Here is a 22130-nt window from a genome sequence, read left to right as displayed (position 1 = left end):
GGGGAGCGGCTTACTTCAAGGTCGCACTGGAGATGACGTGGCGCGCCATCGGGTAGGAGCACCGGTCGATGACCAGCAGCACGTTGGCGCCGACGGTGGCGCGGGTGCCGCGCCGCCAGGTTCCCTCGAAGGGCTTGCCGGGCTTGGCGGTGACGGTGGTGGTGTGGGGAGCGCCGTCGCAGACCGGCTTGGCCGAGCCCGCGCCGATCCGCGTGGCCTTGGCGCCGCTGCCGGGAGGCTGGGCGGCGACCACCGCCAGGCTGGTGCCCTTGCGGCACACGTAGGTGACCTTCACCGCCAGGTCACGGCCGCCCGGCCGAACGGTCGCGCTGTGGACCTTGACCGAGGCGCGGGGGTCCTTGGCGATGGGCTTGCAGGGCTGGGGCGCGGTGGCGGGTCCGGCGGTCACCAGCGTCATCAGTGCGGTGGCGATCCCGCCCATGACAGTGACGATCATGCTTGTCTCCCTCGCTGTTGCTCGATGCGAACACCGGCGGGCGCGCGTCGCCGACCCTGCCGGGGCCGGTGCGCCGGTCCGGGCGATCCCGCCATCCGGCCACCCTTCTTCGGAGAAGCGGCGGGACGGTCAGGAGATCACCCGTTTCGACACCCCGGCGCAGGACGAGCGAACACACCCGCGGATGCGGAGCGGCCGGATCTCGTGCCACTCCGCTCACTCAAAGTAGTTGATCCGCTTCTCCAGGTCAGCGGAACGGACCGCGCGACACACGATCTGTTCGGCGACTCCGCCGACACCGCCGGTTCCCGGGCGCCGTCCATGGGGCGGGTTCGACCGGTAAGCGGGGGCGGCTCTGGCGACGGCCGGTGGTTCTGGTTTCGACGCATGGATGCCTCGCAGGACGAAAACCCTCTTGATCGCGGCCTGGCTCGGAAGCTGAGAACATCGGCGATATACCGGACAGAATTCAGCTTCTGTACGGTTTGTGGTGTTGTCGGCCGCATCAACGCGCTGCGCCTCGGTGCGTTCGGAGTGGTCTCCTGACACCGCGTCCGTCCATGCCACGCGATCTTGCCGGTCGCGACGCCGGGGCACGCGCCCACTCCCCCCGGCCCGGGACGTCGGCCTGGCCGGCACCGACGAGTGGCACGCACCGTTCTGCGGGCTCGGGCAAGGGGCTACGTCCTCGGCCGGTGCGCGTGGAGCAGGTCGGCCATGGCTTCGGCCACGTGGTCGGCGCCCGCGAAGAAGGTGAAGGCGGGGGCCGGGTTGGCCTCGAAGCAGAACCAGTCGCCTTCCGGGGTCATCCGCAGGTCGATGCCCGCGACCACCAGTCCCAGGGCGCGGGCGAGGGCCACGCAGCGTTCGGGGAGGTCGCCGGGCAGTTCGGTGGTGCTCTGCTCCAGGGCGGCGTCGCGGACGCGGTAGTCGATGGCGTCGGAGGTGAGCCGGACCGCGAAGGTCCGGTCGCCGACGACGTGGACGCGCACGTCCTCGCCCGGGATGTGGCGCTGGAACAACGTGGGGCAGGTGGCCAGGCGGGCCATCCGCTCGGGGTCGTCGAGGTCGGCGAGCGCGACGCGGGCCCGGACGCCGCTGCCGGGCTTCGCGACGACCGCCCCGTGCTCGGCGGCGAACTCGGCCAGCGCCTGCGCGTCGTCGGTGACCAGGCTGGGCGGCACCGCGAACCCGGCCGCCTCGATCGACAGGCCCTGGGATGCCTTGGCGGCGTTGGTCGCCGTCGCCGATGGGCGGTTGACCACCAGGGCGGGCGCGTGGTCCGCCCAGGCGCACAGGGCGGGTGCGGCGCTGCGGGCGTGCCGGGTCAGGGCCGTGCGCGCCGGGGACGCGGTGACGGCGCGCAGCCGGGTCGCGTCGTACGGGCGCAGGTAGGCCGCCGTCACGTCCGCGAGGTCCCAGCGGCCGCCCGCGGTGTGCACGGCGGTGCCGCCGGCCGCCACCGCCAGCGGGCGGCGCTGGTCCAGGATCAGGGGCTCGGCGCCGCGTGCGCGCAGGGCTTGGAGCACCCGGGCGAAGGGGCGTTCGTCCGGGTGTCCCCACAGCAGGATCATCGTGCTCCTTCCGCGATCAGTGCGCCGAGGGCGGTGGTGGCCTCGTGGTCGGCGGCCTGCCACCAGGGCTCCACCCCCTGGACGCACCATCCGCGTTCGGGTTCTCGTGCCAGGCGTGCGCACAGGACCGTGGCGTCCAGGGTTTTGGCGAGGGTGCGGACCAGTTCGGCCGCGGTCGGGTCGGCGGTGGCGGGCAGGATCCGGTCGCCGACCAGGGTGAGCCGGGCCCCGGTCCTGGTGGGGGCCGCGACGGGGAGGCCCGCTTGCATCGCGGCGCACCGGGCGTCGTCGCCGTCCAGGCCCCGGCCGCACAACGCGCCGGGCACCGGGCGGTTGACGACCAGTGCCGGGGCCTGGAGCCAGAGTGCCAGCAGCGCTGTCAGTTCGGCCGCGACGAAGCCGCGTTCGGGTCCGGCGATGTGCGGCAGGTCCCGCGGGGTGACGGCGGGCAGGCACGCCAGCACGGCGGTGACGTCGCCGGCCGCCAGCGGTCCCCGGCGGGTGCCGAGGGTGGCGGCGGTCAGGTCGGCGGGGTCGCAGCGGGTGCCGGGGCCGGTGAGGGCGCGGGGGGTGACGAGCCGTGCCCCGCCCAGCCCCCGCAGCAGGGGCCGGGCCGGGCGGTGGCCGTTTCCGGAGACGATGACGATCATTCGCTCGCGGGTTCGTCGTCGTAGAGGTGGCCGCCGACGTCGGGGCGGTCGGCCGCGCGGATCCACGGGACGGCGCCGGTCCCGTCGTCGGGGGCCGCGTCGCCGGGGTCGCTCAGCGGCGGCTGGTCGTGGTCCTTCTCCTTGAAGGCGATCTTGTCCGAGTCGGGCTTCTCCAGGTCCTTGGGCTCGGTGACGTGGACCTGCCTGGTGATCACCTGGGTCGCGCAGAGCACGGTGATGGTGTGCCGGCCCGCCGGGAGGTCCAGCGCGACCGCCGGGGAGGCGGTGGAGCCCTGGGGCACGGTGACCGTTTCCAGCGGGGTGTCGCCCAGCCGGACGGTCACCTGCACCGGGCGCGGCGCCGGGGCGTTCAGCACGGTCCGGATGGAGGCCGCGTGCCCCTCGGTCCAGCCGGTCGGGAAGGCCGTGCCGTTCCCCTGCGTCACGTTGGTCATGCCGACGACGACCACCGGGTAGGCGGGCGAGAGGGCGCCGAAGGGCGCCGACTGCGCCATCTGCGTCCGGAGCTGGTGGGTCCCCGGGACGTCGGGGTGGAGCTGGGCTCCGGCGCGCACGGTCTGTCCCGGACGCACCGGGCTGGTGCTGAGGGCCATGTCGGTCGGGCCCAGGGGGTCGCCCGACGGCCCGTGCAGGTTGATCATCCGGTGGTTCATCTCCCGGTACCAGGTGGCGGTGCCGGTGTTCTGGACGGTGAACCACACGTACGGGGTGTCCCCCGCGACGATCGCGCCGGGCGGCGTGGCCGCCGAGAGGGTGGCCGACAGCTGGGCGCCGGTGACCTGCGCGACCGTGATCGTCCGGTCCGGGGTCGGCTGGCCCCAGGTCTCGATGACACCGCCGGCCCCGTTCACCCTGCCCATCCGGAACGAACCGGTGAGCGTGGCCGGGGTGGTCCCGCCCGCGGCCGGGAAGGTCATCGTCACCTCCTGGCCGGGCTGCACCGTCGACGGGACGGGGACGGCCGACAGGCGCTGGGTGTTGCTGCCCGCCTTGACGTAGACGAGCTGGGTGAATCCGCCGGCGGGCAGCAGCGCGTGCCCGGACTCGGGCCGCCACGCGCTGTTGCCGGTGTTGCGGACCCGCACCGTCAGGGTCTCCACCTGCGAGGTGTACAGGGTCTGCGGCACGCTGAGCGACAGGGCGGTGGCGTCGGGGGTCGGGGCGTCGATGTCGACCGGGCGGATCTTCCACTGCTGGTTGGGCAGTCCCTGGTACTCGCTGACCACCGCGCGCAGGCCGCTGTGCGTCCATTCGGGTCCGCCCTCGACGCCCAGGCACCGGGTGGTGCCCTTGAGGTAGATGACCAGGTGGCCGTCGCCGGTGGAGACCGGCTGCCAGAGTTGCGTGGCGGCGGGCGCGCCGGGTTGTGGCGGCGGGGCCTGGAACACCGCGGCCAGGTCGGGTTTCTCCAGCGCGCCGACGGTCATCAGCAGCCCGCTGCTCCAGGCGGCGATGGTGAAGTGGGCGCGGTCGTGCCACCGGAACGCCCACTGCTGGTTGGTGCCGCCGTGCAGCGGCCAGGTGATGATCTCGACGTAGGGGTCGACGACGTGCGCGCCGCCGGTGACGTCGAGGTGGTTGCCGTTGTGCCGGGCGGCCAGGGTGTGGCGGCGGTACCCGTCCTTGGGGTCGTGGGCGGCCGGGTTGGCCGGGTCGAAGATCTTGATCTCCGGGACGCCCGTCTCGGGGAGGGTGAGCAGCGGGTCGTCGGGGTCGCCCGCGGTGGTGGTGGTGAGGGCGGGACGGCCCTGGGCGTCGGTCACCACGCGGATCCGCCGGGCGTCGCCCTGCGGGAGCCCGCCCGGGTGGCCGTTGACCCGCGGCTGCATCCAGAAGTCGAACCGGCCGCTGCGGATCAGCTCCATGGCGTGCTGCGCGCTCAGCGACCAGGACCGGCCGCCGCCGGAGCCGCCGATCCGCCTGATCGGGCTGCCGGGCACGGCCCGGGGCACCTGGCTGACCGCCTCGACGTCCACCCGGACGGCGTACTGCTCCCAGCTCGCGTCCACCAGGCCCAGCCGCAGCCAGCCCTCCTCGACGCGGGGCGCGCGGACCGGCGGGCTGCCCTCGGCGGCGCCCGCGCCGCCGGGCGGCAGCACCGTCACCTCGTCGGCGGCCCAGGTGTGGGGGTCGGCGCGGTGCAGCCACGTCCAGGTGCCGTGCACGTCGGCGGGCAGTGGCAGCCGGCGGTGCTCGGCGTCGGCCAGGACCGGGCCGTGCCGGAAGGTGGGCGTCATCTTGGCCAGCGGCTCGGCCATCCAGGAGCGGCGCATGCCGACGGCCTTGGCCGGCAGCAGCCCGGTCCGCACGTGGACCTGGCAGTTGGGCGCCACCAGCAGCGTCAGCGGCACCGGGACGCCGGGCCGCACGATCAGCGGGTCGCCGGTGACGTACCGGTCGGCCAGCGGGTCGCCGGAGTCGCGGGCGGCCGCCAGCACGGCGGGGTCGACGACGCGCAGGACGCCGGGGTCGGCGTCGGCCAGGTAGCCGACCAGGCCGTCCTCGAAGCGGTCCAGGGCGCCCAGCGCCACCTCGACCGGGACCCCGCCCAGGGCGGGGTCGGCGGCCGGGTCGTCGACCTCGACCAGCAGCTCGGCGCGCAGGACCGCGACGGGGTGGCCCAGCAGCATGGCCAGGTGCTCCTCGCCCGCCTCGCCGGTGAAGTCGATCGTCCACCAGGTCGTGTCGACGACCTTGAGCAGCGATGACAGCGCCGTCGGGTCGTGGGGGCCGCCGCGGCGGTCGGCCGCGACGACGCCGGTGGCCAGGCCCGCCAGGGCCGGGTGCGGGATGGCGTCGGCCGGGTCGGCGCCCAGCCTGCCGGGGCGGCCGGGCCGGGCGGGGTCGTCCTCCCAGACGGTCGTGCCGGTGCCGCCGGCGCGCAGCCGGCCGAGGCCGCCGCCCGCCGGGTCGAAGAACTCCGCCGAGCCGTCCACGAAGTCGGGCACCAGGAACCCGGCGACGGGGCTGGTGGTGTCGTCGGCCTCGACGGTGGCGCCGGTGGCGTCGGCGCGGCCGTCGGCGGCGACGTAGCGCAGGGTCACCCGGGCCGGGGCGGTGAAGCGGGGGGCCAGGGTGAGGGCGCCCGGGTCGTCGCCCGCGACGGCGGACGGCGGGACCAGTGTCGGCGGACCGGCGGAGCGGGCGCCGGAGGCCATCTCGACGACCTGGCCGTAGGTGTCCACCAGGCGCAGCCGGGTCAGCCTGGCGCGGCCCGCGCGCAGCGGCGGGGGCGGGGTCAGCAGCGGCGGCCTGGCGCCGTCGCCGACCAGGTCGCCCTGCCGCTCGCCGCGCAGCATGCTCATCAGCCCGTCCAGACGGCCGCCGAGCAGGTCGAGCAGCTCGACCCGCTCGGCGGGCAGCGCGGGCAGCGCGGGTGCGGCGGCCGGGCCGGTGGCGGCGGCTCTGCGCTGGGCGCGCAGGGTCGCGCCGGCCAGCACGGACGCGGGGCCCGCGGCCAGCGGCGCGCGGCCCCGGAACGTCCTGGCGGGCTCGGCCACCGGGGGCCGGGGCGCCCCTTCCAGGTCGGTGTCGCCGAGCCGCCAGCCGGTCGCGGCGAGCGGCTCGTAGCGCAGCTCCCAGTCGGCGTGCAGCGGGTTCCAGGGGCGCGCGGGCGGGGTCACCGCGACCGGCGAGGGCAGCGCGCCGCCGTTGGCGGCCGGGGGCGTCGAGGGGTCCCAGGTCGCCCACCAGTCGGTGCGGGCCAGCGCCGGGGCCCGCCCGTTCCCCACGGGCGGCGGGGCGGAGCCGGGGTCCAGCGCGGCCAGCTCGACCAGCAGGTCCTGGCACAGCGCCGGGACGCCGGTGCGCAGCAGGCTCCCGTCCAGCCGCCCGGCGGGCGGGCCGCCGGTGCCGTCGGCGGCGGCGCCGAGGCTGGCGACCGTCATGCCGCCGAGCCGGACGGTGAGCCGGGCGTCGCCCTCGAATCGGCCGTCGCCGCCGTGCTTGAAGCTGCGGCCGCCGCCCTGGACGACCAGCACCGGGTCGGCGGCCTCGAACAGCCGGGGCCGGGCCCGCTCGACGCCGACGAACTGCCCGGCCACCGCGCCGCCGGGGGCGGCCGGGGCGGCCGGGTCGGTGGAGGGCCGCGGGTCGGCGGCCTGCCAGATGGTCTCCTGGTGCGGCACGTCCGGAGCCGCGCCGAACCGCATCGCGTGCAGCGCGGCGGTCAGGCGGGCCCGCCCGTCGGGGCCGGTCCCGCCACCGGCGTCGGCCTCGCCGTCGGCCTGGGCGAGGAACGCGCGGACGGCGGTCAGCCGGCCGGCCGCGTCGCCGTCCTCGGCCGCCAGCGCGGCCAGGGCGTCCACCAGGGACTCGGCCAGCGCCAGCCGGACCGCCGCCGGGTCGGGCCGGTGGTCGGTCTCGGCGGACAGCACACCGCCGAGGTCGCCGTTCCAGCCGGTCCCGGGCCAGCCGATCGACACCGCGCCGCCGTGCAGGAGGAGGCCGCCGGGCGTGGGGGCCAGCCCGTTGTACTGGTCGCCGGGCAGCCGCCAGCGCTGGTCGGCGAGGTGGTCGGTGAGCGCCTTCCAGCCCACGGGGCCGGCGCGGCGCAGCGGGTCCAGCTCCGGGTGGGCGTACCAGCCGCACACCAGGTAGGCGACGGGTCCTTCGGCGTCGGTGAGGGGGTCGTGGAAACCGAGCCGGCCCTCGACGTTGTCGTAGTAGGCCGCCCAGCCGAGGTCGCCGTGGCCGAGCGCGGTGAGGGGCTTGGCGGGCACCGCGCCGGGCGCGGGCGCGGTCCACTGCTCCAGCGGGGTGACCGTGGGAGGGGCGCCGGGCGCGGCCCCGGCGGCGTCCAGGAGCCAGGCGCGGACGGCGCGGGGCTTGGGGCCCGCCTTCGCCGACAGCCTGGCCACCAGCCACCGCTCGGGCAGGGCGGGGAAGGCCACCGGCCCCGGCTCGCCGCCGGCGGGCGGCGCCTGCTCGGCGTGGGTGAGCGCGTCGGGGACCGCCCAGTGCAGGTACGCGCCGGTGGCCCGGGGCGCCGCCCGGTCGCCGAACGGGTCGGCCTGGAGCGTCTGCACCGGGCCGCCGCCCGGGTCGGGCGCGCGCATGGCGGTGTCGGCCCACGGCGCGGGGTCGTCACCGGCGCGCAGGGTCAGCACGTCGAGGGCGACCGGCACGAGCAGCCATGAGGCGGCGTCGGGCGCGGCGGCCGTGGTCTGTCGCGGTTCCGGCGTTGCCTGTGATCCGTGCACGTTCTCCCCCGAGGTGGGTCGTCCTCCGTTGCCGCTCATTCGAAGACCTGCCGGTACTGGCGGCTCAGCAGCGCGGCGGCGAGCGGCCCGGAACCCGCCCTGCCGCCCCGGCCCGGCTGCGCGGCCACCCGCGCGGCCAGCTCGACGACGTCGACGGTCCGGGGCGCGCGCGTGGGAACGGGGATGCTCGCCGGGCTGTTCGGCGCGGGCGGGACGACCAGGCCACCGGTCCGGGGATCGACGTGGAAGCCGTGGCCCAGTTCGCGGTGCGGTTCCTCGATCCAGACCGCGGCCGGCACCCGCGGCCACAACACCAGCAGCAGCGTGGGCGCCAGGGCCTCGAACCGCAGCGGCGGGATCGGAGACAGCCCCGCGGGCTTGGCGTCGCGCGGCGGCACCGGATCGGCGAACGCCAGGACCTGCGTCGTCGGCCACCGCGCCACCAGGGCGGAGCGCAGCAGCATGCCCGCCACCGGCCCCGAGGCGGCTGCGGCGCGCATCCTGCTCCGGTACAGCTCGGTGTGCCGGGCGGCGAGGGCGCTCGCCCGGCTGCCGGTGCCGCCGACGCTCAGCACGCCCTCGGTCAGCGCATCCAGCCACGCGCCGTCCACGAGGAAGAAGCGGACCGACTCCTCGGGCAGCAGCGCCGGGTCGGGGACGATGTGGTCGAAGGGGATGCCCATCAGCCGGTGGTAGCGGTCGATGGCCTCGGTGACGGCCTGCGGCGGCTCGCCGGCGGCCGGCCCCTGGGCCGCCGCCATGCGCCGCCGGAGTGCCGCGCGCCCTGTCTCGCTCATGACCGTCCCTTCGTGCCGGATTCGGTGTCCTGCGGGGTCGTGCCGGGCGGCCCGCCGTTCGGGGGCCCGCCGCCGTTCGGGCCGCGCGCCTCCGCCGGGGCGGGCGCGGTCCCGCCCTCGCCGTGCGGGCGGCGGACGCCGCCGGGGACGCCCCACGGGTCGGCGGTCGCGCCCGCCAGGCGCGCCACCGTCTCGGCCGCGACGTCGCCCGGTGTGAAGTCGCCCGGTGCGAGTCCGGCCGCGAACGCGGGCGGGCCCAGGCCCGACATCAGATCGCGGCGGCACCACTCGCTCAGCTCCCGGACCAGGGAGCGGTCGGCGGCGGCCAGCAGCCGGCCGAGCGTGCGGGCGGTGGACAGGCTCACGTCGGTCTCCCCCTCGGCGGCCACGGCCGGCCCGCCGGGGACGCCCACGATCGGGCCGCGGTACAGGGCGACGCCCGGCGTCCCGTCCCGCCGGGTATGGGCGAGGCGGGCGGGGCGCCCGGCGGACAGGCCGAACGCGGCCGCGTCCTGCGCGACCCGCGCCGCCACGTTCTGGAAGGTGCCGGACTCCCCGGAGGTGAACGTCCAGTCGTGGAGCACCGGCAGGGTGACGGTCGCGGGGACCCCGGCGCGGTCCAGGACGGCCCCGTGGTCGGCCAGCGAGACCAGGCACATGGTGTAGGTCCGTCCCTGGGCCGGGAGGCGGCCGGTCATCACCACCGCGACCCATCCGTCGTCGTCGCGCGCGGTGTCCGGGCCGCCGGGGGCGACCTGGCGGGCGTGGCACAGCAGCGGCACCTCGGCCCGCAGCGGCAGCGCGGCGCGCGCCGCCTCCGCGCCCATCGACACCGTGGTGCAGCGGGTGCCGTCCGGCGCGGCCGCGTTGCGGTTGACGGTCGCCTCGTTCACGTCGAGCAGCAGCAGCGCCAGCCACGGGGTGCTCGTGGAGGGGGCCACCGCCTTCTCCCAGGGCAGGGTGCGGCGGCGCAGCACCACGTGCCCCAGCGTGGTGGTGTACGGCCCCGCCGAGTCGGGCGGCGGGTACACCGACAGGATCTCGCCCGGGTCCAGCCGGTACTTCGCCCCGGCCACCCTGACCCACCGGTCCTCGGTGAACACCTCCAGGGGCTGCGCCCCGGCGTGGTCGGCGGTGGCGCTGTGCTCGACGGTGGTGGTCACCCGCACCCGGTAGGTGTCGTCGCGCAGTCCGGGGGCGACGCCGTCGTAGAAGTCGATCCGCCCCGGTTCCAGTTCGGTCATTTCCGCCCCTCGTCGTCGTGGGCCGCAGCGGTCCAACGCACCACCGCCGGCCGCGTCCCGGCCGCGGCGGGCGCCGGGCCGTCCCCGTTCTCCGCGCCGTCCCCGTTCTCCGTGCCGGTCCCGTCCTCGCGCCGCGCGACCGCGTGCACCGCCACCGCCGACCAGCCGTCCGGCGGTTCGAGATCCACCTGCACCGGCCGGTCCGCGCCCGCCGCGCCGTCCTCGCGGGGCGGCACCGGGAGCAGCAGCCCCATCCCCGAGGCGGTGCGCAGGGCCTCGCCGCGGGCGGGGCGGCCGTCGATGGTGACGGCGCCGTCCAGGTCGGCGGCCGTCCCGGCGGCGCCGTCGGCGCGCTCCAGCAGGACCTGCACCACCGTGGTGGCGGGCGGCAGCAGCGTCCGGCAGCCGCCCCGGTCCCGCAGCAGGTCCCCGGCGCTGAGCAGGACGACCTGGTCGGCCAGGGCGGGCATCGGCACCGGGCCGTCGGGCAGCAGCGTCGCCCGTCCGGCCAGCGCCACGCCCGGCAGCACCTGGACGACGGGCGTCCCGACGTGCCAGCCCGGCGCTCCGGCGGGCGGGCCCGCCACGTCGCCGACCATGACGTGCGAGGTGCCCTCCGGCGGGGTGAACGCCTGCGCCGCGGCGTCCACGACACGGTCAGCGAGCACGTGCCCGGACCCGGACACGCACACCACCCGCGCCCGGCCGTGCTCGACGGCCAGCCCCGCGCGCTCCCCCGGAGGGACGCGCCACACGTGACCGGTCCCCGGGGCGAGCGTGACCGCCTCGCCGGTTGTGGCGAGCGCGGGCGCGGCGGCCGGTGCGGGCCTGGTCACCCGGCGTCCGCCGGGGTGCACCACCCCGATCAGCCTCGGCCCCGCGGAGGCCGCCGCGCGGCGGCCCCGGGCGGGCCGCGCCGGTGCGGCGGCCGGTGCGGCGGCCGGGCTGTCAGCCGGGGTGTCAGCCGGGGTGTCAGCCGCCCGGCCGCGTGCGGCCGGCGCCCCGAACGGCAACGGGACGGCGGCGGCGGTGATGTCGGGCCGGACCGTCACCGGCGCGCCGGAGGCGGTGGTGACGAAGTCCAGGTCGAGGCCGCCGAGCGCGGGCAGGCCGGCCACGTCCTGCGGATGGTCGCCGGGCGCGGGGGCGGGCTGCCACAGCGCCGCCTGGAAGCCGCCCTGCCGTGGCGTCACCACCATCGAAGCCGGCGCGGCCCCGCTGGAGCCGGTGACCGTGACCTGGTGGGTGACGCGGAAGTAGGGATGGACCTTGTTCCCACACGGCGTCGGGTGCAGCGGCGCGGGCCCGCCGACGGTGACGCCGGTCAGCGGGATGACGCCGTCGCCGACCTTGGCGCGCGTCGCCGGGATGCGGCTCTCGGTGCGCAGCCGCGCCGACGCCTGGACCGGCCATGGGTTGGCCTGCGACCCGTCGGGCGGGTTCGTCCCGGTCGCGGCCGGGCCGGTGTCGGCGGCCGCGCCCGCCGACACCGCCACCACGGCCGGGCCGGTGGGCCCGGCCAGGTAGCGGCGGCTGAACGCCAGCCACGTCAGGTAGGCGGGCGGCGGCGGCGCCGGGTCGCCGATGTGCACGGTCACCGAGGCGACCGCCAGGTCCACCCGGGCGCGGCCGTGCAGCGGCGGCCCCTCCAGCCGGAGCGCCACGCCCAGGCTGACGCTGACGCGGATGGTGACGCAGGCGATGAAGCACACCCGCAGGCGGAACGTCGCGCCGACCTCCACGCCCATGTCGACGCGGTAGTGGAACGGGTCCCAGCCGAGCAGGACGTCCAGCCACGCGGTGAACCACAACCGGACGACGTCGGTGTCGTAGGCGGCCTCGATCCGGCCGCCGAACATCATGAACCCGGGCACCACGGCGAAGTACGCCTCGCCCTTCACCGAGACCTGCTTGGAGACCGCCCAGCGGATGCCGACGCGCGGCACCGCCGGGAAGCCCTCGGCGTCGAACCAGGGCGAGTAGCCGCCGATGGTCAGCACGAACCGGCGTTCCCGGAACCAGACGACGAACGCGAACCCGCCGGTGAGCTGGCAGTCGCGCGACAGCAGCCAGGAGTTGTCGGTGAGCTGGGCGCGGACCGACAGCAGGCTCTCGGCGGAGTCGAACCGGGCGTTGACCGCCAGCTCGACGTTGGCGATGGCCGGGCCGGCCATCGGCAGCACCATGCGCGAGACGCCGAGCAGCCCGACCTGGAAGCCGCGGTCCAGGGCGGCGTAGGCGACGGCGCTGGTGTGCACCAGCTCGAAGCTGGAGAACCGCACGCCCGCCGCGACCCAGTGGCTGCCCCGGCGGGCCGGGGCGACCTCGCGCAGCGCGGCGAGCTGGGAGGCGGGGTCGCGGGGCCGCCCGACCCCGCCCTCCTGGACCGCCTGGACCAGCGGGAAGGACGCGGCGGCGACCGGGTCGGTGGGGACCACCAGCGCCCGGTTGTAGCCGACGCCGCCCGCCAGGCCCTCGACGAACAGGTAGGGCGGGCCGCCCAGCGCGAACGGCAGCGCGACGAAGACGAACAGCGAGGTGACGCCGTCGGTCCCCCGGGAGTACCCGCCGAGCGCGGTGAAGCCGCGGCCGGCCACCTCGACCGACAGCTCGCCGGTGTACTCGGCGACGCCGTTGGCGACCGTCCGGGCGAGGCCCCCGGCGACCCGCACCGAGGGCAGGTCCAGCGCGATCGCCAGGCCGTCCAGGCCGATCTCCCACTCGCCGGGGTCGGCCAGGTCGTCCAGCGGGACCAGCAGCCGCAGCCCGTCCGGTGTGATCGACATGCCCGCCAGGGCGAGGCGGCCGTCGAAGAACAGGGCGACGGCGTCGGGGCGGGCGGCGTGCTCGGGGCCGGTGAGCTTGCGGTGCGCCAGGCCGATCTGGTCCAGGTGGAGCGGGCCGAACGACTTCTGCACCGGCAGCCAGCGCGGCTCGGCGGCGTCGGTGCCGTTCAGCACGACCTGCGGCCCGTTCGGGCCGGAGGCGACCACCACGTCGATCGGCGGGTTGGCCGGGGTGCCGTCGCCGGTGCCGGGCGCCAGGATTCCGCCCGCGACGGGGTCGCCCGCCGGGCCCGGCGCGGTCAGCAGCGGCAGCCCCAGGCCGCCGAGCACGGCCGCCGCCCCGAGCGAGCCCGCGGTGGTGGTCCGGCGCGGGGCCCCGCCGACCGGCAGCGCGACCTCCGCGCGGACGAAGCCGGACGCGTGGCCGAGCCGGACGCCGCCCGCGTCGATGACGGGGGCGCCGTCGCGGCGTCGCACGGTCGCGCCGACCCCGCCGAACCTCAGCGCGGGGGCCAGCGCCGGTTCCGTGCCGCCGGTGTCCAGCAGCAGCAGCGTCACGCCGTTCTCCGCGGCGGGCCAGGCGATGCCGGTCCCGGCGGGCAGGCCCGCGTGCAGTTCCACCGCGTGCTCGCCGGCGGTGATCTCGGCGTGGCCGGTGAGGCGCAGGCCCAGCAGGGCGCCGGACCTGGCCAGGCCCAGGCCCAGGCCGCCCGGCAGCGGGACGGCGACCCCGTCCAGCACGCCGAGCAGGTCCCGCAGCGCCGCCGCCGGGCCGGGCAGCGGCAGCAGCCGGTCCCGGTCGTCCACGATCTTCGCCGCGCGCAGCAGGTCCCGGGTGTTGCGGCCGGTGGGGCCGTCCCACAGGGGGCGCGACAGCCAGGTGTCGGCCGCCCGCATCATCAGCCGGGCCGCCAGCGGGACGACCCACGCCCGCGCGAGCCGGGCCGCGTCGGCGGCGGAGATCGCCGCCGGGACGGGGGCGAGCGCGACGACGACCTGGTCGTCGCCCAGCGGGCGCAGGGCGACGGCCAGCCGCCCGTCCGAGCCCGCCGACGCCTCCAGCCGGGGTGTCAGCACGACCCCGGCGCCGGTGTCCAGCCGGGCCGCGAGCCGGACGGCGGCGGTGCGGGCCGTGCCGGAGCGGCCGACCGTCACGTCGGCGGTGACCCCGGCGGTGACCTGCCCGCCGGCCGGCGCCTGGAGGCTCAGGCCGGTCAGTGCGACGAGCAGGGCGGGCTGGGCCGAGCCGGGGACGGCGACGGCGTCCAGGACGAGGGTCCCGCCCGGGACGGGGGCCGACACCCGGACCGCGCCGGGCGCGGGCGAGGCGACCGCGGTGGTGCCGAGCAGCCCGCGCAGCAGGGTGGCGGCGGCGCTCACCCCGGCGGCGGTGATCCCGTCCGGGCCGCCCGGCGCGGCCCTGGCCAGCCGGGCGAGGCGGTCGCCCTTGGCGGCGAAGCCGTGCCCGGGTCCGGCGGCGGGGTCGTAGACGCCCAGCGCCGCCGCGACGGCGAGGGCGTCCGACAGCAGCGAGGAGGGCGCGGGGGACGCGGCCGCGGCGGTCAGACCGTCCAGGACCTCCGGCAGCAGCCGCGCGGACTGCGCCGCGACCAGCTCGGCGACGCCCTTGACGGCGGGCAGCAGGTGGACCGTGGTCTGCGCCCCCGCCAGGGTGAAGGCCAGCACCGGGCCGTCGGGGCCGTGCCCGGCGACGACGCGGACGCTCCCCCAGGCGCCCGGCAGCGGCAGGTCCACCTCCAGCGTGCCGCCGACGGTGGCGTGCCGGCCGGCGACGGTGACCGCCGCCGACAGCGCCAGCGTGCTCCCGTTGACCGCGACCGGCGCGCCGGTGGCGAGGGAGAGCCTGGTCCCGCCGGTCGCGACGGCGTCGGCCCGCACGGTCACGCCGCCGGGCAGCACCAGCGGCCGGGCCGCGTCGCGGGCCAGCCCGGCGGCGTCGGCGAGCTCGGCCAGCACCCGGTTCAGCGCGCCGGGATCGGGCGTTCCCGACCCGCCGCCGCCCAGCAGCTCGTCCAGCAGCCAGCCCGCCGGGTCGTGCAGCAGCCGCGACAGCGCGGCGGCCGGGCCGAACCCGCCGACGGCCCGTTCGAGCAGGCCGGTCAGGCAGACGTCGGCGACCAGGCGCGGCACCAGCGGGGCCAGCGCGGCGCGCAGCTCGGCGGGTCCGGCGTCCAGCGGCAGCGGCCCGTCCAGCCACGGCGCGTGTAGCCGGGGCGCGCCGCCGCCCGCCCGGTCCAGCCCCAGCCCGGCCAGGGACAGGGCGCAGTCCACGGTCGCCGCGCCGCCGAGCACGATCTCCCCGTCGCCGCGGAACCGGCCACCGGCCGCGGTGGGCAGCCCGGCGCCGGTGGTGCGGACCGCGACCCGCCACGGGCCCGGGGTGACGACCAGCTCGACCGGCAGGTCCGGGGAGCGCCAGCGCCACGGCCCCGTCCCGGCGTCCGCGCCGGGCGCGCGGACCAGGCCGTACAGGCCGGTGCCGCGATCCAGCAGCGTGACCAGCCGGGGCCCGAGGTAGGCCCCGGGGTCGGTGGCCAGCGCGGTGAACGCGTCGGCGATCCAGACCGTGCCCGTGCCCGTCGGGCCCGTGCCGGTCAGGCCCAGGTCGGCGAGCAGGGCCAGGAACGCGGCCAGCTCGCCGCCGGCCGGGGTCTCCCGGCCGAGCGCCCCGATGAGCCGGGCCAGCAGCGGCGCGGCGCGCGGGTCGTCCAGGCCCGCGGCGTGCGACCAGCGCCCGTCCAGCGCGGCGTCCCGGAGCACGACCTCCAGCACCGGCGCGCCGGAGCCGCCGGGCACCGTGACGGTGGCCTCCAGGGTCCCGATCCGCGCCCCCCGCTCGGGGACGGCCCCGGTCTCGGTGTCCAGCAGCGGCCCGCCGCGCCGCGCCAGCCGGACCCGGACCACCAGGCCGGCCGGCGGCGTCGGCGGCTCGGGCGCGCCGACCACGACCGGGACGCGGCCCAGGTCAAGCCGCAGGTCGGTCTCGACGGTGACCGCTTCGGCCGTCCCGGCGGGCTTGGGCAGCCCGATCCGCACCCCGTGGGCGAGGTGGGTGACCTCGCCGCCGGTCGCGGTCGCCGACCGGGCGATCCCACCGGCGAGCATCGTCGCCAGCGTGCCGCCGGGCAGCTCGCCGCCGATGGCCAGCAGGGGTGTGCCGCCGACGTCGGGCGGTGTCCCCGGCACCCCGGCGAACCGGGCGGCGGGCAGCAGTCCGGGCCCCTCCACCGCGACGGTCGCCGCGGGCCGTCCCCGCCCGTGCGGGTCCAGGTCGTCCTGCGTGGGGGCCAGGAACGCGAGCATGTCGTCCGCGGCCTCTTCCCCCAGGCCGCCCGGCAAGGCACCGCGAACGAGTCGCGCGGCGTTGCGCACGTCCGGGCCGGTCAGCGCGGTGATGTCCACCGGTTTGACCGGCGTGCCGAGCGTGACCAGCCCGAGCACGGGGCCGGCGGCCTGGTTGGCCTGGTTGGCCTGATTGGCCTGGGCGGCCAGGTCGGCGACGAGCGTGCGGGCGGCGACGCCCGCGACCGAATGGGCGACCAGCACCGTGCGCCCGCCGGGCCGGGCGACGGCGATCCGGTCCAGGACGCGGCGCAGCTGCGCGGCCTGGTGGGCGGCGGTGTGCTCCGGCCTCTCCCCCAGCCGCACGACGTACACCGGCGCGGATCCCACCGCGCCCAGGTCCGCGTGCAGCGGGTCGGGGATGTCGCGCAGGTCGACGGTCGCGATCCCGGCGGACGCGGGCAGCGGCCCGCCGGGCCCGGTCGCCGCGGCGACCAGGCCGGACCAGCAGTCGTCCCCGGCGAAGGCGGGGGCGACCAGCACGATCGACCACGGCACGGCGCCCAGGCCCGCGGTCAGCGAGCGCACGGTGCCGAGCACGGCCGCGATGGCGTCGTGGGACCGGGGCAACATGTGGTGCGCCGCCGGGACGGCCCACGCCTGCCCGGCGGCGTCGGCCGGGACGACCCCGTCGCCCGCGCTGAACAGCTCGCGCAGCAGCCGCAGGGCCCCGCCCGCCTCGACGCCGGAGCCGAGCGCGGCGGTGCCCTCGCCGACGAACGCGCCCAGGTCGGCGGCGAGGTCGGTCACGTAGTCCACGTCGCCCTTGTCGAGGGTCTCGTCCGCCAGGCGCGCGGTCACCGCCTCGGCCCACTCCTGGGGCGGGCCGTCGGGCAGCGTCCAGGTGAGGAGTTCGGCGGCGGGCCGGTCGTGCGGCTGGAGCGGCACGGTCCAGGGCTCGTCGGCGGTGCCGTGGCCCGCCGGGGCGGGCCCCGCCTGGCCGATGTGCTCGAACAGGCCCACCCGGCCGGTGAGGAACGCCTGCAACGGCCACCGCGCCTCCGACAGGTAGGGCAGGCCCGCCGCGGCGACGCCCGCCTGCGCGGAGACCATGGCCGCCGCCCAAGCGCGCAGCGCCTCCAGCGGCCGGTCCAGCAGGGAACCCGCGTCGTCGGGGTCGGGAGGCTCGACGGCGGGCGCGCCCTCGGGCAGCCCCGCCGACCGGCCCATGCCCAGGATCGACGGCAGGAGCCCGCCGCCCGGACCGGCCCAGGACGCGGCCGCACGGGCGACGACGGCGCGCAGCACGTGGACCGCCTGGGCGGGGCTGACCGCCAGGCCGAACGTCGCGCCGGAGGCGTCGGCGCGGGACGGCAGCCGCAGGGTGCCGAGGTCGAGCCGCTCGCCCGCGGCCGTCAGCCGCACGTCCTCCAGCGTCGCCTCCGCCGTGAGGGCCCGGCCGGGGGCCCATGCGGCGAAGGCGCGCAGGTCGCCGGTGGTCAGGCCGAGGTCGTCGTCCAGCTCCTCGTCGGGCGGGGTGACGGCCAGGTCGGCGCGGACGCCGCCCAGCCAGCGGACGCCGCCGCCCTCCGGCGCCAGGTCGGCCGCCAGCAGCGCGGCCTGGACCGACACCGCCCAGGCGGTGGCGGCCTGCGCCGCCGACGCGGCGCGCAGGCGCAGCCCCAGGTGCAGGCGGGGCGACCCGGCGGTCCCCTCGTCCCACAGGGCGAGGGCGAAACCGCCGGTCGCGGCGGTGTTGCCGGGCCACCAGCGGAGCGGCAGGACCCAGGGGTCGGCCGCGGTGCCGGCACCGGTCACCGGCGTCAGGTCGTCGGGGCGGCCGGAGCCGAGCAGCCCGCCGACCGCGGCGAGCAGGCGGGGCCAGCCGTCGGTGGTCTGCCGCAGCCGCCGGTAGTGGGCGGCCAGCGCGCGGGTCGGCGCGGTGGCCAGGTCGCCGATGTCGACGCCGGGGGCCGTGGCCAGGCCCAGCAGCGTCCGGGCCGCCGTGGCGAACGGCCCGGCGGCCCCCAAGCCCTCCTCCAGGGCGTCTTCCAGCGCGGTGGCCGCGGCGGTGCCGAGCGCGGTCGCGTCGGTCAGGTCCAGGCGGGGGAACGCGTGGTCGGGGGTGACGACGTCGCGCAGCTCCACGACGGGGGCGAGCCCGGACGCGTCGTAGCGCAGCCCGGCCCGCACCGAGCCCACCCCGAACCCGTGGGTCGCCGGGCCGGCGGGGACGAGCGGGCCGGACGCCGCCGCCCGGCGGACCGTCAGCTCCGCGCGCTCGGCGAGCACGGCGGGGCGGTCGCCGTGCAGCGGCAGCGCCAGCAGGATCCCCTCACCGGCGACGACCGCGCCGGCCGAGGCGACGGCGAACTCGGCGGTCAGCGCGACGACCAGCACGGGGGTGCCGCTGTCGGGCGCGGGCCGCAACCACACCCGGGCCGACACGGCCGGGCCGGTGCCCGGCGCGGTCAGCCGCAGGACCGCGGGCCGGTCCTCGGTGGGCGCGCCCGTGGCGGGCGCGGCCATCGGCAGGTCGCCCAGCAGCCCGGCGACGTGCCGCAGCCAGGCCACCAGCGCCGACCGGCCGTCGGGCAGGGTCGAGCCGGCCAGCCCGGCCAGCCAGCCGCGCATCGCGGCCGGGTCGTGGACCAGGCCCGCCAGCGGCAGCGCCGGCAGCCCGCCGGACAGGCCGAGCAGCCCGGTCAGGTGCCCGGCCAGGGCGCGCACCTGCGCCGGCTGGTCGGCCGCCGACAGCAGCGCGTCGACCAGGGCGGCGGCGAGCTGCGCCAGGCCCTCCGGCACGGCGACCGGGTCCAGGTCCAGCGGCGGCAGCGCCGACCCGGGCCCGGGACGGAACCGGACCCGGAACCGGGCCGCGCCGCCGCCGGGACCGGTCCCGGCCACCGACAACGCGGCGGTCAGCCGGGCGCCGTCGCCGGGCAGCAGGACGGTGGCCGCCAGCTCGACCGGATGGGCCGCGTCGCCGGTCACGACCGCGAGCGCGCCGTCGCGGACGGCCACCAGGGGCACGGTCGCGGTGACGCGGGGCGCGGTCGGGCCGGGCTGGGCGACGGCCCGCAGGTCCAGCACGACCCGCGCGGCGGCGCCGGCGCCGGTGCGGGTCACGCCGAGGTAGAGGCCGCCGACGTCGGTGGGCTCCACCAGCGGGTGCAGCCGGGTCTCGTCCTCCAGCGCCGCGTGCGGCAGCAGCAGGTCGAGGGCCTCCAGCGCGGCGTCGCGCTGCCCGGGGTCGGCCAGGACGCGCGCGACGTGCTCGGCGGGCGCGGCGAAGAACGCGGTGTTGAGGGACAGGTCGCCGGAGGGGCCGCCGAACAGGCCGATGGCCCGGCCGAGGGCGGCGACCTCGGCCGCCATGGTGTCGGAGATCATGCGTCGGGCCATCCGTGGAAGGTGCCGGGGGTGGCGCTCAGGCCGGGGTCGACGGCCGGGTCGTTCCCGGTCGCCGGGATGACGGGCTTGTCGTGCAGGAGGATCAGGTTGTGGTTGCGCGTGTCCTTGTTCCCGCCGTACACGCGCCGGACGGCGAGGTGGTTGACGGCCATCCGGTTGAGGAAGTGGACGTCGACGTCGTTGGCGGTGGGCGTGTACGGCTTGCGCGCGTGGGTGCGGCGGAAGGCGGTGTCGAGGTCGGCGGCCACGTTCTTCGGGGCGTTGATGTGCTGGTCGATCACATTCGCCGCGAAGAACTCCGACGACACCAGTTGCTGGATGGGGTAGGTGGGGCCACCGGAGGGATTGGTGATCGGATACCGCTTGCCCCGGCCCGCGTCGTCCCACAGGCGCTGGAACCGGAACACGCCGATCTGGAGCTGCACGGTGCACAGGTCCCGGGACGCCTGGGCCGCCAGCCGGGACAGCCCGCCCCACAGCGGGCCGAACCTCACCACCCCCCGCTCGCTGACGCCGCCGAACAGCGGCCACCGGTGGCTCGCGCCCTTCTTGATCACCTGCGGGGTCTCCACCGGGCCGCCGGGGGCGCTGTGCTTCAGCCACACCAGCTTGACCATGCTCGGGACGCCGTCGTCGGCGGGCCGGTTCCCGGCGTCCCCCCAGCCGGTGACCGGCGGCGACGCGTACCGGCTGCGCCAGGCCGTCTCGGGCTGGTCCGGCCTGGTCCGCGGGCGCAGGTAGGGGTTGGCCGCGTCGATCTCCGCATCGACGGGTTCGGTGTCCGCCTTCCCCCAGACCCGCAACTGCATCCCGCGGATGCCGAAGAAGAGGTCGAAGTGGTCCGGCGCCATGCGCTGGAACTGGTACAGCACGACGGTCAGCTCGTCGTCGTTGTAGATCGTCCACTGCTGGATGCCGATCGACAGGACGCCCTCGTCGGCCATCCGCAGGCCGTCCAGCTTGCCCTCGTTGGGCTCGATCTTCTTGACCAGGTCCCAGCACTGCAGGCGCTTGGCGTCCGGAGCGGGGCCGAGGAACGCCGGCACGGCCCCCACGAACCCGACCAGGTCCAGGTCCCCCGCCTCCGCGGGGCCCACGTACTTCTGGCCGACGGTCGTGTCATGGACACCGGCCGCGATGAGCCGGCCGTAGACCATCGCCAGGTGGACGTCCTTGCCCTTCTTGTTCTTGTAGGTCCGCTGGGCGGCCGCAAGGAACACCTCCACCGGCGGGATCGACGGGCCGCGCTCGGTCGGCGCGTACCAGCCGGCCGTCCCGTCGGCCGCCAGGCCGAGCGCGCGGGCCAGCAGCCCGCGCGCCGCGGCCACCGCGGGCCGGTCCGCCGCCGGGACCCCGTCGCCCCTGCGGCGCAGCGCGTCCCAGAGGCGGCGGAACAGCGCGTTGCCGCCCATCGTCCAGCCGGTCACCGCGGCCTGGTGCTCGGAGAGGCCGGACAGGACCGCCAGGGTGACGGGCAGCTCCAGTTCGGCCCGGTCGCGGCGGAGCTGCCGCATCAGCTCGATCTCGTAGAAGATCCCCTCGAACGGGTTGGCCAGCACGCTCGCGCGGACCTCGGCGCCGAGCGCGGCGATCTCCTCGGGCCTGGCGGCCGGCCTGGTCAGCGCGCCCAGCCGGGCCGCCACCCGTTCGGCGACCTCCAGCGGGGTGTGACCCGCGTCGGTCGGCACGGGCAGCGGCTCCGCCGGCACGCGCACCAGATGCTGGAGCGCGGCGTCGTCGCCGGGACCGGGCACCCTGGCCCACTCCCGCATCTGCGCGCGCCCGACCTTCCAGCGCGGGGCCGTCGCGGGCGGGACCACCTCCACCTCGATCGGCAGGATGATCCGGCGGCCGACCCGCCAGTCGGCCACCCGCATCGGCGGGACGTGCAGGCCGAGGTAGACCACCAGGGCCCTCTCCAGCTCGTTCTGGGTGAGCTTGAGGTCGGTGGCGCCCTGGGGCGCGTCCTTGGGGTCCAGCGCGCCCTTGTTGACGATCGGCTCGATCGCCGCGGCGAGCCCGCGCAGGTCGGCGCCCAGGCCGAGGAAGGCCGACACCCGCCGGGGCCCGATCCCCTCGGTCACCGGGTCGGCGGTGAGCGCCGCCAGGGGGCCGTCGACCACCGCGGGCCACTTCGCCGGGTCCGGCCTGGTGCCGTCGGGCAGGGTGAAGTTCCAGAGCGTGACGTTGGCCTCCACCTCGCTGGGTGGGGGCGGCGGCGCCGGCGGGGCCGGCGGCTTGGCCGCCACGGCCGCCCTGACGCTGCTCAACACCGGTTTCGCGGCCGCCGGGGCAGTCACGCCGCCTCCCGCGGGGACTCGGGCACGAAACGATTCCGGGCAGGCTGACGCAGAGAATTTCCGACCATGTGTTTCCCCCATGCGACTGGCGAAAGGCTCCCATGATTCCCGCCGGGGAGCCGAGGGGGTTGATCAAAACACAGCTTTCCGATTGATGCAACCAATTCCTGATGTCCCGTTTCGGGGACATTCCGGGACGGGCGCCGAAAGTGGCCGTGACCCGCATTGATACGTGAAACGCAGGCCGGTTGTGCCCCCTCCGGTGACAATTTACCCGGGACTCCAGGACGCCGGTCCTAGGACGCCCGGGACATCTGACCTGGGACGCCCAGCAGGCCCAGCGGGGCCGCATCACCGGCTCAAAGGGGTTTCGCCTCTCCCTT

Annotated in this window: 8 protein-coding genes; all 8 read right to left on the bottom strand. The window is 77.5% G+C overall.

Annotated features, from left to right (window positions below; all coding sequences use genetic code 11):
- Nucleotides 1-10: 10 nt before the first annotated feature.
- Nucleotides 11-457: a hypothetical protein gene (locus tag AH6_RS05045; protein ID WP_067474263.1), complete on the bottom strand. Its 447-nt coding sequence runs from the start codon at nucleotides 455-457 to the stop codon at nucleotides 11-13.
- Nucleotides 458-1137: 680 nt separating this feature from the next.
- Nucleotides 1138-2031: an ATP-grasp domain-containing protein gene (locus AH6_RS05040; protein ID WP_067474260.1), complete on the bottom strand. Its 894-nt coding sequence runs from the start codon at nucleotides 2029-2031 to the stop codon at nucleotides 1138-1140.
- Complete coding sequence (locus AH6_RS43435) at nucleotides 2028-2681, bottom strand: hypothetical protein (protein ID WP_067474257.1); 654 nt, start codon at nucleotides 2679-2681, stop codon at nucleotides 2028-2030. Before AH6_RS43435 ends, AH6_RS05040 begins: the two co-directional genes overlap by 4 nt.
- Nucleotides 2678-7942: an RICIN domain-containing protein gene (locus tag AH6_RS05030; protein ID WP_157431276.1), complete on the bottom strand. Its 5265-nt coding sequence runs from the start codon at nucleotides 7940-7942 to the stop codon at nucleotides 2678-2680. The genes AH6_RS43435 and AH6_RS05030 overlap by 4 nt, the downstream gene beginning before the upstream one ends.
- Nucleotides 7939-8700 carry a hypothetical protein gene (locus AH6_RS05025; RefSeq protein ID WP_157431275.1) on the bottom strand — a complete coding sequence of 254 codons (762 nt, stop codon included), beginning with the start codon at nucleotides 8698-8700 and terminating at the stop codon, nucleotides 7939-7941. Before AH6_RS05025 ends, AH6_RS05030 begins: the two co-directional genes overlap by 4 nt.
- A complete protein-coding gene (locus AH6_RS05020; RefSeq protein ID WP_067474248.1) occupies nucleotides 8697-9944 on the bottom strand; it encodes a hypothetical protein in 1248 nt (415 codons plus the stop codon). Before AH6_RS05020 ends, AH6_RS05025 begins: the two co-directional genes overlap by 4 nt.
- Entirely contained in the window at nucleotides 9941-19438 is a 9498-nt protein-coding gene (locus AH6_RS05015) for a DUF6603 domain-containing protein (protein WP_157431274.1), read from the bottom strand. The genes AH6_RS05020 and AH6_RS05015 overlap by 4 nt, the downstream gene beginning before the upstream one ends.
- Nucleotides 19423-21747, bottom strand: coding sequence for a hypothetical protein (locus AH6_RS05010; RefSeq protein ID WP_157431273.1), 2325 nt, complete (start codon nucleotides 21745-21747; stop codon nucleotides 19423-19425). The genes AH6_RS05015 and AH6_RS05010 overlap by 16 nt, the downstream gene beginning before the upstream one ends.
- Nucleotides 21748-22130: the final 383 nt, after the last annotated feature.

It is taken from the genome of Actinomadura hibisca NBRC 15177 (assembly GCF_001552635.1).
GTDB lineage: Bacteria > Actinomycetota > Actinomycetes > Streptosporangiales > Streptosporangiaceae > Spirillospora > Spirillospora hibisca.
The sequence above is the reverse complement of the archived record's forward strand: the minus strand, read 5'-3'. Positions and strand labels throughout refer to the sequence as shown.

Coding starts and splice junctions, on each gene's coding strand:
- AH6_RS05015 (WP_157431274.1), bottom strand. CDS start 19,438: ATGGCCCGACGCATGATCTCCGACACCATGGCGGCCGAGGTCGCCGCC.
- AH6_RS43435 (WP_067474257.1), bottom strand. CDS start 2,681: ATGATCGTCATCGTCTCCGGAAACGGCCACCGCCCGGCCCGGCCCCTG.
- AH6_RS05025 (WP_157431275.1), bottom strand. CDS start 8,700: ATGAGCGAGACAGGGCGCGCGGCACTCCGGCGGCGCATGGCGGCGGCC.
- AH6_RS05045 (WP_067474263.1), bottom strand. CDS start 457: ATGATCGTCACTGTCATGGGCGGGATCGCCACCGCACTGATGACGCTG.
- AH6_RS05020 (WP_067474248.1), bottom strand. CDS start 9,944: ATGACCGAACTGGAACCGGGGCGGATCGACTTCTACGACGGCGTCGCC.
- AH6_RS05040 (WP_067474260.1), bottom strand. CDS start 2,031: ATGATCCTGCTGTGGGGACACCCGGACGAACGCCCCTTCGCCCGGGTG.
- AH6_RS05030 (WP_157431276.1), bottom strand. CDS start 7,942: ATGAGCGGCAACGGAGGACGACCCACCTCGGGGGAGAACGTGCACGGA.